A 16,500-nucleotide genomic window follows, 5' to 3' on the forward strand; every position below is an offset into this window, starting at 1 on the left:
GTCATGTCCCAAACCCTGTTGATCGAACTGTTTACCGAAGAGCTGCCGCCGAAGGCGCTCAAGAAGCTGGGCGATGTGTTCGCCCGGTCGATTTTTGACGAACTCGCCAAGCTTGGCTTCGTCGCCAAGGACGGTGATTGCCACCCGTTCGCCAGCCCGCGCCGTCTGGCGGTGACGATTCCGAACGTGCTCGCGGTGCAGCCCGAGCAGAAGATCGAGAAGCGCGGCCCGGCCGTCGCTGCCGGCTTCAAGGACGGCGCGCCGACCCCGGCGCTGGCCGGCTTTGCCCGCTCGTGCGGCGTCGCGGTCGACGCGCTCGAGCAGGGCTCGGACGGCAAGCAGGATGTGTTCATCTTCCGCAGCACCAAAGCCGGCGAAGCGCTGGCCAGCGTGTTGTCGAACCTGATCGAAGCCGCGCTGAAAAAACTGCCGGCGCCGAAAATGATGCGCTGGGGCGATCGCGACGGTCAGTTCATCCGTCCGGTGCACGGCCTCGTGGTGCTGCACGGCGCCGAAGTGATCCCGGCCAAGGTCTTGCACCTTGAATCGGGCCGCGTCACCCAGGGCCACCGCTTCCTGTCGAAGGGCGCGGTCGAGCTGGGTCACGCCGACGAATACGCGCGCAAGCTGTACGAGGAAGGCAAGGTCGTCGCCAGCTTCGGTGCGCGGCACGAGCTGGTCGTCGACCGCCTCAAGGCCGCCGCCGCCAGGTTGAACGCAACGATCGCCGCCGACGACGCGCTGTTCGACGAAGTCTCCGCGCTGGTCGAATGGCCGGTGGTGCTGGAAGCCGGCTTCGAGGCCGAGTTCCTCAAGGTGCCGCAGGAATGCCTGATCCTGACGATGCAGCAGAACCAGAAGTACTTTCCGCTGCTCGACGCCAACGGCAAGTTGATGAACCGCTTTTTGCTGGTATCGAACATCGAAGCGGCCGATCCGAGCCACATCATCACCGGCAACGAGCGCGTGCTGCGCGCACGCTTGTCGGACGCCCAGTTCTTCTACGCGCAGGATCAGAAGAAGAAGCTGGAATCGCGCGTCGAAGGGCTGCGCAGCGTCGTGTATCACAACAAGATCGGCAGCCAGTACGAGCGTGTCGAACGCCTGGTCAAACTCGCCGGCGAAATCGGCCCGGCGCTTGGCGCCAGCGCGGCCGACTGCAAGCGCGCGGCGCTGCTGGCCAAGGCCGACCTGGTGTCGGACATGGTCGGTGAATTCCCCGAGCTGCAAGGCACGATGGGTCGTTACTACGCGCAGATCGACGGTGAACCCGCAGCGGTCGCCGATGCGATCGAGCAGCACTACCGCCCGCGCTTCGCCGGCGACGCGCTGCCGGCCGGCCCGGTGGCACAAGCCGTGGCGCTGGCCGACAAACTCGAAGCCATCGTCGGCATCTACGGCATCGGCCTGATCCCGACCGGCGACAAGGATCCGTTCGCGCTGCGCCGCGCCGCGCTCGGCGTGCTGCGCCAGTTGCTGACGCTGCCGCTCGATTTGAAATCGCTGCTGACCGCGACCGCCGCCGCCTTCCCGGCCGGGGTGATCAAGGACGGCACGGTTGAGGGCGTGCAGGGCTTCATGCTCGACCGTTTGAAGAATTTCCTCGCCGCCGATTACCCGGCCGCTGATATCGACGCGGTGCTGGCGCTGAATCCGGAGCGTTTCGACGACGTGGTGCAGCGGCTCGACGCCGTCGCCGCGTTCAAGGCGCTGCCGGAGTCGGCCGCACTGGCCGCCGCCAACAAGCGCATCCGCAACATTCTCAAGAAGGTCGACACCACCTTGCCGGCACTGAGCCCGGCGTTGTTCGACAACGATGCCGAGAAGGCGTTGTTCGCCGCTTACCAAGCGGTCGCACCGCAGGCCGAAACGGCGCTGACCAAGCAGGACTTCACCGGTGCGTTGACGACGCTGGCCGCGCTGAAAGCGCCGGTCGACGCCTTCTTCGACGGCGTGATGGTGATGGCCGACGATCTGGCGGTGCGCGGCAATCGTCTGGCGCTGCTCTCGGCGCTGGCCGGGCTGATGAACCGCGTCGCGGAGTTGTCGCTACTTGCAGAATAAGCGCCGATTGAACGCAGGCGGCGACCACGCCGCCTTGCCGTGGATACCCCGTGCGGAGGTGCCTATGAAGTTGCTGATCCTGGATCGCGACGGCGTCATCAACCATGACAGCCCCGATTACATCAAGTCGCCGGACGAGTGGATTCCCATTCCCGGCAGCCTGGATGCCATCGGCGCGTTGACCCGCGCCGGCTGGACGCTGGTGGTCGCGACCAACCAGAGCGGCATCGGCCGTGGCTACTACGATGTGGCGACGCTGAATCGTATCCACGCCAAGATGCACCGGCTGGTTCACGACGCCGGTGGCGAGATCGACGCGGTGTTTTTCTGCCCGCACATGGGCGACGCACAATGCCGCTGCCGCAAGCCGGCACCGGGCATGGTGCTGGATATTGCCAAGCGCTTTCACGTCTCGCCGACCGAGTTGTGGATGGTCGGTGACAGCCAGCGCGATCTGGAGGCGATTGCCGCCGCCGGTGGCAAGCCGCTGCTGGTGCGCACCGGCAACGGCAGCAAGACCGAGCAGAAAGACTGCTTACCAGCCGAGACGCGCGTGTTTGACGATCTGGCGGCGGTAGCCGACTGGCTCCAGCGCCTCGGCTGAGTGGCCATTCCGTCTGGCGGCTGCGCCTGCGCATCCCGGGCTCGTCCGATGCTCCGACACCCCGCAAGGGGGCTACCTTCGGGTCGTCCTCATGGCCCACGTGGCCATTGCGGTTTCTGCGCTTCGGGCGAGCCCGGCCTGCCTTGGCTCGCTCGCCAGCCGAAACGGCCACGCTTGTATAGACGCTCTCTCGATTAACCTTTGATACCTGATACGGACCGGCAATGATCTGGATTCGCTCCATTCTCTACTGGCTCGGCATGGCGATCATTACGCCGCCGTATGCCATTTTCTGCATCATGATCCTGCCACTGCCGCCGGTGCTGCGCACGCGCATCATCACCGGCTGGAGCCGCAGCCTGCTGTGGTGGCTCGGCGTAACCTGCGGCCTCAAGGGCAGGGTGGTCGGCGAGGAGAACATCCCGGCCGGGCCGGCGATGATCATCTGCAAACATCAGTCGGCGTGGGAGACCATGGCGCTGCAGATGGTGTTTCCACCGATGGTGTTCGTGATCAAGCGCGAGCTTTTGAAGCTGCCGTTCTTCGGTTGGGGACTCAAGGCGACGTCGCCGATCGCGATTGATCGCACCAATCGTTCCGAGGCGCAGCGCCTGTTGATGGAACAGGGGCAGGATAGGATCAAGCACGGCTTCTGGATCACGATCTTCCCCGAAGGCACGCGGATCGCGCCGGGTGTGCGCGGCAAATACAAGCCCGGCGGCGCGCGTCTGGCGATTGCGCTGGGTATTCCGCTGGTGCCGGTGATGGTGAATGCCGGTGAGTTCTGGCCGCGCAATTCCTTTCTCAAGCATCCGGGCACGATCACGATGAAGATCGGCAAGCCGATCGATACCGCCGGCCGCGATGCGATGCAGCTGACCGCCGAGGTCGAACAGTGGATCGAGTCCGAGCTGGCGGCCATGCCGGAACGCGGGCCTTGCTACCCGAAAAAATAAGCGAACGGCGCGTTCGCCATCCCGGTGGCGAACTCGCCTACACGGTGAAGCGCAGCGCCCGTCGCGGCTCGATCGGCCTGAAGATCGATGCGAACGGCCTTGCCGTGGTGCTGCCGGCGCGCGCGACGCTTGCCGACGCCGACCGCGCCGTCATCGCCCGGATCGGCTGGATTCTCAAGCATCTGGCCAATCGCCCGGCTCCGCCACCCGCGCTGGCCGATGGCGCCATGGTCAGCTGGTTCGGCAAGCCGATGATGCTGGTCGCCGGAGCCAAACGCAGCGCACTGGCCGACGGCGTGCTGCATATCGCCGGTGCCGGCGAAACGTTGGCGCCGGCGCTCAGCCGTTTCCTGCAGCGTACCGCGCGCAGCTACTTTGCCGAACGGCTGCCGCTGTGGGCCGGGCGGATGGGGCTGCAGCCGAGCCAGCTCAAACTCACTTCGGCCGGCACGCGTTGGGGCAGTTGTACCGCCGCCGGGGCGATCCGGCTCAACTGGCGGCTGGTGCAGGCGCCGCTGGACGTGATCGATTACGTCATCATCCACGAGCTGGCGCATCTGGCCGAACTCAATCATTCGCCACGTTTCTGGGCCATCGTCGCGCAGTACTGCCCGGCGTGGACGGCGCAGCGCGATTGGCTCAAACGTCATGGCCACGCACTGCTGGCCTGGTAGTGTTCGGCTGGATAATTACGGAATTAATTACTGTTAATTTGCCGAAGTCACCCCGTGCGTTGATCTTGAACAACGACGGGATACGTTGCTGGGTGCAATCTTGTTTGCGGAGGCGGGGTCAATGTAATCCCGCTGCAGTCGATCAGTCCGGGCCACCAGCCCGGATGCAAGCAAGGAAGCCGTGATGAAAAGTAAACTGACTCTGATGGTGGCGAGCATGGCGTTCGCCGGATTTGCGTACGCAGGTTCCGGGGCGCAGCAGCAGGTGGACAGCATCGCCAGCCAGCTGGGCATCAAGTACACGATGCAAGGCAATAGCCAGCCGGGCAAGGAATGCTCGGCGCTCGGTGCCGACTGGGCATCGTGCTTCAAGATCGATGTGACCTTCGACGCCGCCAGCGACATCAACGGCAAGGACTGGCAGATCTATTTCTCCAGCATCCGCCGCATCCTGCGCGTCGATAACGACCAGTTCAAGATCACCCATTTGACCGGTGACCTGTATCGCCTCGAACCGACCGAAAAATTCAATGGTTTCACCAAGGGCAAGCCGGTTCAGCTTGGCATGATCGGCGAATACTGGCAGGTGTCGATGTACGACGCCATGCCGCGCTGGTATGTGACCTCGGGTGACGCCACGCCGAAAGTGATCGCCAGCACCGATACCGAAGACCTGACCAAGTTTGTCGCGCCGTTCAAGGTCGCCGACGCCAAGCGTTCGGCCGGCGACAACAATATCGTCATGACCGCGGCCACGCGTTTCGATGCCTATCAGGCGACGCCGCTGCTGCCGGCCAAGGACATTGCCGCGCGCATCATTCCGGCGCCGACCGCACAGAAGCTCACCGGCCAGCTTGCCGATCTTTCCAAGGGCATCAAGCTTGATGCCAAGGGTCTGGACAAGGCCAGTGTCGATGCGCTGCAAGCGCGCGCCAAGGAAATCGGCGTGACCGCCGGCGCCTATCCGGTGACCGTGCGCATTGCGCCGAAGTCGCTCAAGGGTGCCGCTGCCAAGGCCGAGGGTTACTCGCTGGTGATCGGCGCCAAGGGCGCGCAAGTGGTCGGCCATGACGCCGCCGGCGCGTTCTACGGCGTGCAGTCGCTGCTGTCGCTAGTACCGGCGCAAGGTGCCAAGACCGTACCGACGATGGAAGTCGCCGATGCGCCGCGCTTTGACTATCGCGGCTTCATGATCGATTCGGCGCGTAACTTCCGCAGCAAGGCCACCGTGCTGGCCGCCATCGATCAGATGGCCGCGTACAAGCTCAACAAGCTGCACCTGCATATGTCGGATGACGAAGGCTGGCGTTTGCAGATTCCGGGCCTGCCGGAACTGACCGATGTCGGCGGCAAGCGCGTGCACGATCTGACCGAAACCAAGGGTTTGTTGCCGCAACTGGGCCAGGGTCCGGATGGCAAGACCGCCGGTTCGGGTTATCTGACCCGCGACGACTTCATCGAGATCCTCAAGTACGCTCACGCTCGCCAGATCGAAGTGATCCCGGAATTCGACATGCCGGCGCACGCCCGTGCCGCCGTGGTATCGATGGAAGCGCGCTACAAGCGCCTGATGGCCGAAGGCAAGACCGAGGCCGCCAACGAATACCGTCTGCTCGATCCGCAGGAAACCACGAATACCACCGGTGTGCAGTACTACGATCGTCTGGGGATGCTGAACCCTTGCCAACCGGGTGCGCTGAAGTTCACCGACAAGGTGATCGGCGAAGTCGGCAAGATGTACAAGGATGCCGGTCTCAAGCTCGACAGCTGGCACTTTGGCGGTGACGAAGCCAAGAACATCTTCTTCGGCGCCGGCTATGCCGACAAGAACGCCAAGGACAAGGATGGCAAGGGCTGGATGGATATGTCCAAGCAGGATCGTCCGTGGGCCAGATCGCCGGCCTGCCAGGCGCTGATCAAGTCGGGCAAGGTCGCCGATGTGGAACATCTGCCGGGTTACTTCGCCCACGAAGTCAGCGGCCTGTTGCCCAAGCACGGCATCAGCAACTTCCAGGCCTGGCAGGATGGCCTGAAGTTCGCGCCGAATGCCAAGGACTTTGCCGTCAAGAATGTACGCGTCAACTTCTGGGACACGCTGTACTGGGGTGGCGCCGATTCGGCGGTCGAATGGACCAACAAGGGTTACGGCGTAATCATCTCCAACCCGGACTACGTCTACCTCGATTTCCCGAACGAAGTGGATCCGAACGAGAGCGGCTACTACTGGGGCGCGCGTGCCAACCCGATCAAGAAGATCTTCACGTTCTCGCCGGCCAACCTGCCGCAGAACGCCGAAACTTCGCTCGATCGTGACGGCAACGCCTTCGAAGCCAAGGCCAGCAAGGCGATGCCACCGGTCGAAGGCATGTCGGCGCAGCTGTGGAGCGAAGCCGTTCGCACCGACGCACGCTTCGAATACATGGTCTTCCCGCGACTGATCGCCGTTGCCGAACGTGCATGGCACCAGGCCGCTTGGGAACGCCCGTACACCGTGGGCGAGCGTTACAAGGCTGGCGAAACCAAGCTGGTCGATGCCAAGGCACTGAACAGCGACTGGGTGGCTTTTGCCAACGTCGTTGGCCAGCGTGAGTTGGCGAAGATGGACAAGGTTGGTCTTGAGTACCGTCTGTCCATGGTCGGTGCCAAGGTCGTCGACGGCAAGCTCGCCGCCGTGACCGAGCTGCCGGGCGTGAAGATCCAGTACTCGCTCGACGCCGGCAAGACCTGGCAAGCGTTTGACGCGGCCAAGGCCCCGGCGGTGACCGATGCGAACGCGGTACAGGTGCGCACGGTGAGCTTTGATGGCAAGCGCTTCGGCCGGGCTACCGGGCTGATTCCGAAATAAGTGGTCGTTGCAGCAAACAGAACGCCCCGGCTTGCCGGGGCGTTTTTTTTAGCAGGATGTCCGGGCGCATTGGCGTGCCGCCGGCGGCACCCGCTAGCTCAGGCCGGCATCAGCCGGTGCGCACGACCAGCACGTCAGCCGGCGCACCACCGGCAGTACCAGCAGCAGGACCGGGAAGGCGACCAGCCACGACAGGCCCCATGCGCTGAGCCAGATCTGCGGGAATCCGTCGGGGCCAATGCCGCGCAGCGTGCTGATAACCGAGACGATGCACGTCATCAGCAGCGACAGCAGCAAGGGCATGACGATAGCGGCGTAACGGGCGGGGAGTTTGCGGAACGAGGATTGCGAGTAAGACATGGAAGCTCCATAAGCCGGCAGAACAAGGCGCCCCTTCCGGTTGGCGGAAGGACACAACCCCGGCAAATGCCGGCAGAAGTTGGCGCGTTGCTTGACGTAAACGCTTACGGCGGCTTCCGGAAGGGAAATCGCAGTTCCGATGCTAAGGGCAAACGGCTGGCCGTGGCAAGCCTGCAGCGGCGCTCAGCCCGGTAGCGTGACGGCTGCCGGATCGATGCCGAGGTATTCGGCGACGACCGCGACCACCACCCCGTGATCATCGCGCTGCGGCAGCCCGGATATCGCAATGCTGCCGACAATGCCGGTGCCGCGTATCGCCAGCGGGAAGGCGCCGCCATGCGCGGCGTAATCGCGCTCGGGCAGCGCATGCTTGCCGGCGAGGGTGTCGCCGCTCTTGGCGAGCTTGAGGCCGATCGCGTACGAGCTGCGGCCGAAGTGCCAGACGGTGTTGCGCTTGCGCCGCAGCCAGTCGGCGTTGCTCGGCGTGCAGCCGGGCATGGCGAAGAAGAACAGCGGGCTGCCGTTGAGCCAGATTTCGATCGCCACCGGCGTGCCGTAGCCGGTGGCGGCATCGCGCAGCCGGCTGCCGAGTTCGAACGCCACGTCGGCGTCGAAGCGCTCGAACTGCAGCAGTTGCTCCTGTTCGGCGATCAGCGCGAGATCGGCGTCGATGTCGTGCATCGCACTCATGGCAGCGGCAGCTCGCGGCGTTGTTCTGCCGCAAGGATCGCCGCTTCGATGATCTCCATCACCGCAATCGCTTCGCTCGCCGGCACCGGGTTGGCGGCGCCTTCGACGATGGCGTCGCGCACGCCGGCGTAGTAGCGGCGGTAGTCGCCGGGCAGCGTGGCAACCGGTTCGGCGACCGGCGCGTCGGCGTTGCCGACATAGCGCGTGCCATGTTGCATGTCGATGCCCCAGCCTGCATCGCCGGGCATCGCGCCGGCCTTGAGCTGGTCTTCCTGCACATCCAGCCCGTGTTTGACGAAACTTGCCGTCGTGCCGTGCACCGAGAAGCGCGGCGTGCCGCCGGGCACCAGTACGCTGCCGTGCAGGATCACCCGGGTCTTGGGATAGCGCAGCAGCACGTGGAAGTAATCGGTTGCCTGCGCGCCATCGCGGCGCTGAGCGAGGTCGGCGTAGACGGCGTCGGGCTCGCCGAACAGTTGCAGCGCCTGGTCGACGATGTGCGGGCCGAGGTCGTACCACAGCCCGGCACCGGCGACGGCGGCCTCGCGCCAGCGCTGTCGGACCTGCGGGCGGAAGCGGTCGAAGTGCGATTCAAAGGCGACGACGTCGCCGAGCTTGCCGGTGGCGATCAGGCTTTTGAGCGTGAGGAAGTCGGCGTCCCAGCGGCGGTTGTGGAACACCGAGAGCACGCGGCCGCAACGCTTGGCGATGGCGTCGAGTTCACGCGCCTCGGCGACGGTGACGGTGAACGGCTTGTCGACGACCACGTGCTTGCCGGCCTCGAGTGCGCGGCGGGCCAGATCGAAGTGGGTGTCGTTCGGCGTGGCGATCACGATCAGGCCGATCGCCGGGTCGGCGAGCACGGTGGCGACGTCGGCGTGGACCGGGACATCCGGCCAGTCGCCAACGACCTTGTCCTTGCTGCTCGAGACGACGGCGGCGAGCGCAAGGCCCGGCACATTGGCGATCAGCGGTGCGTGGAAGGTCTTGCCGGCGTAGCCGTAGCCGACGAGGGCGACGTTGATGGTTTCAGCCATGAGTGGTCTCCGTGAGCAGGGTCAGGGTCGTGTTGGGGGCGAGCGGCAGTTGCGGGTCGCGGTCGGTGAAGATGCGCTCGAATGCATCGAGCGGCGCGACCGCGTACGGCGCGTGTTCGCCGAACTTGCTGTGGTCGGACACCAGCCAGCTGCGCGCGCTGCCGGCGATGAAGGCGCGCTTGATTGCGCCGTCCGATTCGTCGCTGGCGGTGACGCCGAGCGTCGGGTGGATCGCGCACGCGCCCATGATCGCCAGGTCGGCGCGGTATTGCTGCGCCATCGCCAGCATGGTCGCGCCGCGGAACAGGCGCTGCGATGCATCCCATTCGCCGCCGAGCAGGATCAGCTTCACCTGCTCGCGCTCGGACAGCAGCTGGGCGATATCGAGCGAATGGGTGATCACCGTCAGCGGCACGTCGGGCAGTGCCTGCGCGACGGCAAGCAGCGAATTGCCGGCATCGAGCATCAGCGTCTGCCCCGGCGTGACCAGCGCGGCGACGCGGCGGCCGAGCGCCTGCTTGACCTCGGGCAGCACCGCCGCACGGGCGCCGCGACGCATGTTCGGCACGTCGAGCGACAGCGCGCCGCCGTGGGTCTTTTGCAGCAGGCCGAGCGCGGCCAGCGTGTTCAGGTCGCGGCGTATCGTGTCGTCGGAAACCGCGAGCGTGGTGGCGAGATCGGCGACGCTGGCGCGGCCTTGATCGGCGAGGAGGGCAACGATGCGTTGCTGGCGTTCGTGCGTAAACATGCGCCCACTATGCGCCACCGTGCATTTTTATGCAAATACGATGCGGTAATTTGCGGTTTTGTGCCGGATTATCGCCAGCCGCCGCGTGATGGTGCGGCTTCGCCGGGGGCGACGAAGACCGGTTTGGCATCGCGGATCGGGCTCGCCGGTTTGCTCGCTGCGGGCATCGGCGCGGCGGCCGGCGTTTGCCTCAGCGTTTGCCAGTCGGCGACGAAGGCCTTGAACGCGCTGGCGTCAAGACGGGCGGTCTGGCCGCGAATAAAGCGGGCGCCATCGCAGCGCTTGCCGTCGGCGCTCCACGATAACCGGGCGGTATGCGCGACGACGCGCTTGCCCTGCTGCACGGTGCCGAAACTGCGCGCATAGCGCAGCGTATCGCCGCTGCTGTAGTAATTGATCCTGGTGCGGCCATCATCGCGGGTTTCGATGATCAGTTCGCCGGCATCGCCGGGATAGCGTTCGGCCTTGCGGTCGTCGCCGGTGTTGATGGTTTGCGGCGTCGTCCTGATGGCGTCGATCTTGGCGACGAGGTCTAGCGCATCGCGCTCGCAGCGCGGCGCGGCCAGTGCGGGAAGGGCAGCCACGCTGCAGAGCGCGGCCAGCAGAAGGCGGATCATCCGGTGGATCTCGTAAGGGACGGGATCCTTGATGGTCTCATTCACGGTCGGGCGAGTTCCCGTCACTAAGGCAGCTTGCCGACGGACTGCCGATCTGCCTCGGCCCCGGCTCTAAACCTGTTCTTGTCGGCGAGCGAGCCAAAGCAGTTTGATGCCGCCCGAAGCGCAGCAACCGGAATGGACAAGTGGTCCATGAGGATTGCGAGCATCGGACGGAGTCAGAATGCGCAGGCGCAGCCGCCGAGTCAGCGCCCCATGCCGCCGACCTGCTGCGCCAGATAGGTCGCGTAGTTGTCGGTCATGCCGCCGATGAAATCGAGTACGCGCTGGTAGGTGTCGTACAGCGGCCATTCCTTTTTCGGCGCGTTGTAGTCCATCAGATCGAGCACCCGGCGCATCCGGAAAGGCAGCTCCGGGCTGACCTTGAGCTGGTAGGCGGCGTTGCAGAAGGCGTCGAGCAGGATGTCGAGGCAGGTGAACGAGCCGACTTCGATTTCGATCTTGCGGCGCTCGTTGAAGATGCGGTCGCGCGCCAGTTGCTTGGCCTCGTTGATGCCAAGGCGCATCGGTGCCGGGCAATCGTTGAGCAGATCGCCCTGATAGCTGCCGTCCATCAACCGCTCGTACTGGGCGATGAAGGTCGCCGCGACATCACGCACGCAGCGGTCGATCGCCTTGCCGCGCAGCAAGGATATCTTGCGCCGCACGCTCGGTGCGGCGGCGACTTCCAGCGCCAGCAACTCGCGCTCGCCGCCGCAGATTTTCATCAGGATAGGTTCGACCGTTTCGTACGCCAGCATGCCGATCTCGATACCGTCTTCCAGATCGAGAATCGCGTAGCAGATGTCGTCGGCGGCCTCCATCAGATAGGAAAGCGGGTGACGTGCCCAGCGCCCCGGAGCTAGTTGCGGCAGGCCCAGTTCGGCGGCGATCTGGCCCAATAGTGGCAGTTCGCTGACGTAACAGCTGAATTTGCCCTTGGCGCAGGCGTGATCGCTGGTCCACGGATATTTGAGCGTGGTGCCGAGCGTGGCATAGGTCAGCCGCAAGCCGCCTTCGAAGCGGTGGTTTTCCAGCTGGGTGATGATGCGGAAGCCCTGGGCGTTGCCTTCATAGGTGATCAGGTCGCGGCGCTCGGCCGGGCTCAGGTTCTGCAGCAGATAGGCGTGATCGTCGCGGCGGAACCAGTCGCGGATCGCATATTCGCCGGCGTGGCCGAACGGCGGGTTGCCGATGTCGTGCGCCAGACACGCCGCCTGGACGATGGCGCCCAGATCGTAGGGATTCACATGCGCCGGCAGCTTGTCGCGGATCGCCTCGCCGACCAGCACGCCCAGGCTGCGGCCGACGCAGGCGACTTCGATGCTGTGCGTCAGCCGCGTGTGCACGTGGTCGTTCTCGGTCATCGGGTGAACCTGGGTCTTGCGGCCCATGCGCCGGAACGGCGAGCAGAACACGATGCGGTCGTGATCCTTGTGGTAGTTGCTGCGGCCCGCCTCGATCGGTGTGCTCTCGTGGGTGCCGAGGCGGTTGGCAGATAGCAGCTGATTCCAGTCCATGATCGTGTTGCCGGAGCGAGTAGCGGGAGCCCCGATTATAAGGTGACGGACGGCTGGCGGCGCGTCTGTGCCGGGCTATGCCGGAGATCCAGCGTGAATCTGGCGCAATCCCTTGTCTTTGTTGGTAAAAACGCCCTGTCCCCGGGGGGGGATCTTCGCTAAACTACGGGCCGTTTTTTGCGGGGAACAACATGGCGCTCTTGGAGATTCGTGACGTGGTCAAAACCTTCGGTGATTTCACCGCGGTGAACCATGTCAGCCTGTCGGTCGAAGCCGGCGAATTCTTTACGCTGCTCGGCCCGTCCGGCTGCGGCAAGACCACCTTGCTGCGCATGCTCGCCGGTTTCGAGCAGCCCGATTCGGGGCAGATTCTGCTCGACGGCAAGAACGTCGCCGGCGTGCCGCCGGAAAAACGCCCGGTGCACACGGTATTCCAGAGCTATGCCTTGTTCCCGCACATGACGGTGGCGCAGAACATCGCCTTCCCGCTGAAGATGGCCAAGGTGGCGCAGGCCGAGCTGAAGGCGCGGGTCGACGAGGTACTCGACGACGTGCGGCTGACCCAGTTCGCCACGCGTTTCCCGCACGAACTTTCCGGCGGCCAGCGCCAGCGCGTGGCGATTGCCCGCGCACTGGTCAACCGGCCACGGCTGCTGCTGCTGGACGAGCCTTTGAGCGCGCTCGACGCCAAGCTGCGCGAGGATATGCAGCTTGAGCTGATCAATCTGCAGAAGGAAGTCGGCATCACCTTCGTCTACGTCACCCACGACCAGGGCGAGGCGCTGGCGCTGAGCCACCGGATCGCGGTGATGAACAAGGGCGAGGTCGCGCAGCTCGATGTGCCGGAAACGATCTATAGCTATCCGAACAGCCGCTTCGTCGCCGATTTCATCGGCCAGTGCAATCTGCTCGACGCAACCGTCGTCGGCATCGACGACGGCAAGATGAAGCTAGAGATCGAAGGTGTCGGCATCGCCGAAGCATTGCCGGTCGCCGGCGCCAAGGTCGGTGACAAGGGCACGCTGACGCTGCGGCCGGAAAAAATCCGCCTCGGCGCGACCTTGCCGGCCGGCGACGAACACGAGGTGCATTTCAAGGGCAAGGTGCACGACTGCCTGTTCCTCGGTGACGTGACCATCTACATCGTCGAGCTCGACAACGGCATGCTGGTCGAGACGATGCTGCCGAACTCGGCATCGGGCCGGGCGCGCTTTTTTGACGATAACGATCAGGTCGAACTGGCGTGGCGCTTTGACGCCGGTCATTTCGTGCTGGCCTGAGGCCGGGAGCCCCGATGCGCAATAACCGTCTGGGCCGCTGGCTGATTTCCGGCCCGCCGCTGTTGTATTTGCTGCTGTTCTTCGCGATTCCGTCGGCGATCATGGCCTTTGCCGCCTTCCGTTTCCCCGGCGATTACGGCGGCCTGTTGCCGCTGATGGACGTCAACCCGGATACCGGCAAGACCGAGCTGCTGATCAACTTTGCCAACTACGCCGATTTCCTGACGCTGGAGAACTTCGCCCGCTTCTTCCAGGAACCGGTGTTTTTCGAGCTGTTCCTCAAGTCGTTCTGGTACGCCGGGCTGACCACGGTGATCTGCCTCGCGCTGGCGTATCCGCTGGCGTGGCTGATCGCGCGCAGCCCGAAGAAGCACCGCGATCTGCTGGTGCTGCTGGTGATCCTGCCGTTCTGGAGCAACTTCCTGATCCGCGTGTACTCGTGGATGATCATCCTCGGGCCGCAGGGCTACTTCGCCAAAACGATCAACGCCATCCTTGCGGTGATCGGCATCGGCCCGGTGCAGTTGATGTTCAGCCATTTCGCGGTGATTCTGGTGCTGGTCTACGTGCACCTGCCGTTCATGGTGCTGCCGCTGTACGCCAATCTTGAAAAACACGACATGAATCTGCTCGACGCCGCGCAGGATCTTGGCGCCAACGCCTGGCAGCGCTTCTGGCGCATCACCTGGCCGCTCTCGCTGCCCGGCGTATGGGCTGGTGCGGCGCTGGTGTTCATTCCGGCGCTGGGGATGTTCGCGGTGCCCGACCTCGTCGGCGGTACCGACGGCATCATGATCGGCAACCTGATCAAGCAGCAGTTCCTCGACAGCCGCGACTGGCCGTTCGGCGCGGTGCTGTCGATCATGCTGACGCTGGCGGTGCTGCTGCTCGCCGGTCTGGCGACCTTGATCGGCCGTGGAGGCAAGCGCAATGCACTCTAAACAATCAAGTCAGCTGCGCTGCGCAGGGGAAGGCCAAGCCATGAGCCGTGGAGGAAGTGAACACGATGCACTCTAAGCAATCGAAATGGCTGTGGGGCGCGGCGGGGCTGGTTTACCTGTTCCTCTATCTGCCGCTGATCATCGTCGTCGTCTACTCGTTCAACGACTCCAAGCTCAACGCCGAGTGGGTCGGCTTCACGTTCAAGTGGTACCACATCCTCTTCAACGACGCGCAGATGCTCACCGCGGCACGCAACACGCTGATCATCGGTGTCATCACCTCGCTGTGCGCCACCGTGCTCGGCACGCTCGCCGGGCTGGCGATGTACAAGTACAAGCTGCGGCTGCTGCCGGTACTGGTGCTGACGCCGATCGCGATTCCCGAAATCCTCATGGGCGTGTCGCTGCTGATCTTCTTTGTCATGCTGAACATGACGCTGGGACTGGTATCGATCGCGCTGGCGCATATCGCCTTCTGCATCGGCTTCGTCGCCATCGTCGTGCGCTCGCGGCTGCAGGGGATGGACGAATCGCTGGTCGAGGCCGCGCGCGATCTGGGCGCCACGCCGATCCAGGCATTCCGGCTGGTGACGCTGCCCTTGATCATGCCCGGCATCATCGCCGGCGCGCTGATGGCGTTCACGCTGTCGATCGACGACTTCGTGATCACCTTCTTTACCGCCGGCGCTGGCGCGTCGACCTTGCCGCTGCAGATCTACTCGATGATCCGTATCGCGGTGACGCCGGAAGTGAACGCGATTTCGACGCTGCTGATGCTGCTGACGCTGGCGCTGATCGTCATCGCCAGCAAGGTCGCACCCGGTGCGGTCAAGGCGCAGTCATAATGCCCATGCGCAACCCGCTTGAACTGCACTGGGTGGATTTCTGCCCGGATTGATTTCAGGTCCTCGCCGCAAGGCGGGGTTTTTCCATCTGCGGCCAATGCCGCTCTGGCCTCGCGGCCCTTTTTTAATGGCAACACGCTAATGAAAAAGCTGCTTCTTTCCCTCCTCCTTGCTTCCACCAGTCTCGCCGCTCATGCCGAGGGGGTCATGCACCTCTTCAACTGGAACAACGCGGTCTCGCGCGACACGATCAAGCGCTTCGAGGCGCAGTGCCAGTGCCAGGTGCAGGAGACCTACTACGGGTCGATGGAAGAAGCGCTGGCCAAGCTCACCGCCGGCGCCAAGGGTTTCGACGTGATCGGCCCGTCGAACTATGGCATCCCGCCGCTGGCCAAGCTGGGCCTGCTGCAGCCGCTGGACAAGACCAAGCTGCCGAACCTGAAGAACCTCAACCCCGCCTTCGCCAACACGCCGCTTGATCCGAACAACCGGTATTCGGTGCCGTACGATTTCACCGTGACCCTGGTCGGTTACAACGCCGACAAACTCAAGTCGCTTGGTATCGATGCGAGCAGCTGGGCGGTGGTGTTCGATCCCAAGATCCTCGCCAAACTGAAGGGCAAGGTCACCGTGCTCGACGATCCGCGCGAAGTGATCGCCGCCGCGCTGCGCTACAACGGCTACTCGGCCAATTCGCAGAATCCGGCCGAGCTGAGCAAGGCCGTCGCGACGATCAAGGCCGCCAAGCCGTACTGGGCGGCGTTCAACAGCCAGAGCTATATCAAGGAGCTGACGCTGGGCAATATCTGGGTCGCGCTCGGTTACTCGAACGATCTGTTCCAGGCCAAGCAGGATGCAATCAAGGCCAAGCGCGCGTTCAAGATCGATTACACGCTGCAAAAAGAAGGTAACGGCATGACCGCTGATTCCTTCGTCATTCACAAGAGCGCGCCGCGGCCCGATCTGGCGCTGCAGTTCATCAACTTCATGCTCGACGGCAAGAACGCCGCCGCGATCACCAATAACGTTGGCGCCGGCAATCCGAACGCCGCGGCCAAGCCGTTCATCAGCAAGGAACTGTTGGCGGTGCCGGCGATCAATCCTGACGCGACTCAAGTGAAACAGCTTGAGCAACTGAGCGATCTGAACGCGGCCACCCGGCGTGCGTGGAACCAGGCCTGGACCGGCATCAAGGTCGGCAATTAAATCCATCCATCTGTGAAGTGTCGCAAGCCTGGCCGTACGTTTTGCAAACACGGCCGCTTGCGGCATCATTTGAC

Annotated in this window: 15 protein-coding genes; 9 read left to right on the forward strand and 6 right to left on the reverse strand. The window is 64.0% G+C overall.

Annotated elements, in window-relative coordinates:
• Nucleotides 1-3: 3 nt before the first annotated feature.
• The 5 genes from glyS (at nt 4) to JLC71_RS15320 (ending at nt 7,143) form a co-directional block, all read left to right on the forward strand.
• Nucleotides 4-2,064 carry a glycine--tRNA ligase subunit beta gene (gene glyS / locus JLC71_RS15300; protein WP_200916458.1) on the forward strand — a complete coding sequence of 687 codons (2,061 nt, stop codon included), beginning with the start codon at nt 4-6 and terminating at the stop codon, nt 2,062-2,064.
• Between the two features lie 64 nt (nt 2,065-2,128).
• The gene (gene gmhB, locus JLC71_RS15305) at nt 2,129-2,668 is read left to right on the forward strand and encodes a D-glycero-beta-D-manno-heptose 1,7-bisphosphate 7-phosphatase (RefSeq protein WP_200916459.1); all 540 of its coding nucleotides are present in this window, start codon (nt 2,129-2,131) and stop codon (nt 2,666-2,668) included.
• Nucleotides 2,669-2,892: 224 nt separating this feature from the next.
• A complete protein-coding gene (locus tag JLC71_RS15310; protein ID WP_200916460.1) occupies nt 2,893-3,624 on the forward strand; it encodes a lysophospholipid acyltransferase family protein in 732 nt (243 codons plus the stop codon).
• Nucleotides 3,606-4,298 carry a M48 family metallopeptidase gene (locus JLC71_RS15315; protein ID WP_200916461.1) on the forward strand — a complete coding sequence of 231 codons (693 nt, stop codon included), beginning with the start codon at nt 3,606-3,608 and terminating at the stop codon, nt 4,296-4,298. Before JLC71_RS15310 ends, JLC71_RS15315 begins: the two co-directional genes overlap by 19 nt.
• A 184-nt stretch (nt 4,299-4,482) precedes the next feature.
• The gene (locus tag JLC71_RS15320; protein ID WP_200916462.1) at nt 4,483-7,143 is read left to right on the forward strand and encodes a family 20 glycosylhydrolase; all 2,661 of its coding nucleotides are present in this window, start codon (nt 4,483-4,485) and stop codon (nt 7,141-7,143) included.
• A gap of 93 nt (nt 7,144-7,236) precedes the next feature.
• On the opposite strand, the gene JLC71_RS15325 is transcribed toward JLC71_RS15320, so the two are convergent.
• The 6 genes from JLC71_RS15325 to JLC71_RS15350 all read right to left on the reverse strand — a co-directional run bounded on the left by JLC71_RS15325 (nt 7,237) and on the right by JLC71_RS15350 (nt 12,154).
• Complete coding sequence (locus JLC71_RS15325) at nt 7,237-7,503, reverse strand: DUF2798 domain-containing protein (RefSeq protein ID WP_200916463.1); 267 nt, start codon at nt 7,501-7,503, stop codon at nt 7,237-7,239.
• Between the two features lie 183 nt (nt 7,504-7,686).
• Nucleotides 7,687-8,193 carry a heme-degrading domain-containing protein gene (locus tag JLC71_RS15330; RefSeq protein WP_236250915.1) on the reverse strand — a complete coding sequence of 169 codons (507 nt, stop codon included), beginning with the start codon at nt 8,191-8,193 and terminating at the stop codon, nt 7,687-7,689.
• Entirely contained in the window at nt 8,190-9,230 is a 1,041-nt protein-coding gene (locus tag JLC71_RS15335; protein WP_200916464.1) for an oxidoreductase, read from the reverse strand. The genes JLC71_RS15330 and JLC71_RS15335 overlap by 4 nt, the downstream gene beginning before the upstream one ends.
• Nucleotides 9,223-9,978 carry a DeoR/GlpR family DNA-binding transcription regulator gene (locus JLC71_RS15340; RefSeq protein WP_200916465.1) on the reverse strand — a complete coding sequence of 252 codons (756 nt, stop codon included), beginning with the start codon at nt 9,976-9,978 and terminating at the stop codon, nt 9,223-9,225. The genes JLC71_RS15335 and JLC71_RS15340 overlap by 8 nt, the downstream gene beginning before the upstream one ends.
• A gap of 68 nt (nt 9,979-10,046) precedes the next feature.
• Nucleotides 10,047-10,640, reverse strand: coding sequence for a hypothetical protein (locus JLC71_RS15345; protein WP_200916466.1), 594 nt, complete (start codon nt 10,638-10,640; stop codon nt 10,047-10,049).
• A 200-nt stretch (nt 10,641-10,840) separates the two neighbouring features.
• Nucleotides 10,841-12,154, reverse strand: a complete 1,314-nt coding sequence (locus tag JLC71_RS15350) for a deoxyguanosinetriphosphate triphosphohydrolase (RefSeq protein ID WP_236250916.1) — start codon at nt 12,152-12,154, stop codon at nt 10,841-10,843.
• A 191-nt stretch (nt 12,155-12,345) separates the two neighbouring features.
• Here JLC71_RS15350 and JLC71_RS15355 point away from each other — a divergent pair, with 191 nt between their 5' ends.
• From JLC71_RS15355 to JLC71_RS15370, 4 genes are all read left to right on the forward strand, one after another.
• Nucleotides 12,346-13,434, forward strand: coding sequence for an ABC transporter ATP-binding protein (locus JLC71_RS15355; RefSeq protein ID WP_200916467.1), 1,089 nt, complete (start codon nt 12,346-12,348; stop codon nt 13,432-13,434).
• 14 nt (nt 13,435-13,448) lie between these two features.
• Nucleotides 13,449-14,375, forward strand: coding sequence for an ABC transporter permease (locus JLC71_RS15360; protein WP_200916468.1), 927 nt, complete (start codon nt 13,449-13,451; stop codon nt 14,373-14,375).
• Nucleotides 14,376-14,440: 65 nt separating this feature from the next.
• Entirely contained in the window at nt 14,441-15,220 is a 780-nt protein-coding gene (locus JLC71_RS15365; protein WP_200916469.1) for an ABC transporter permease, read from the forward strand.
• Nucleotides 15,221-15,361: 141 nt separating this feature from the next.
• Nucleotides 15,362-16,426, forward strand: a complete 1,065-nt coding sequence (locus tag JLC71_RS15370) for a polyamine ABC transporter substrate-binding protein (RefSeq protein ID WP_200916470.1) — start codon at nt 15,362-15,364, stop codon at nt 16,424-16,426.
• Nucleotides 16,427-16,500 lie beyond the last annotated feature (74 nt).

Source organism: Jeongeupia sp. HS-3, assembly GCF_015140455.1.
Classification (GTDB): Bacteria; Pseudomonadota; Gammaproteobacteria; order Burkholderiales; family Chitinibacteraceae; genus Jeongeupia.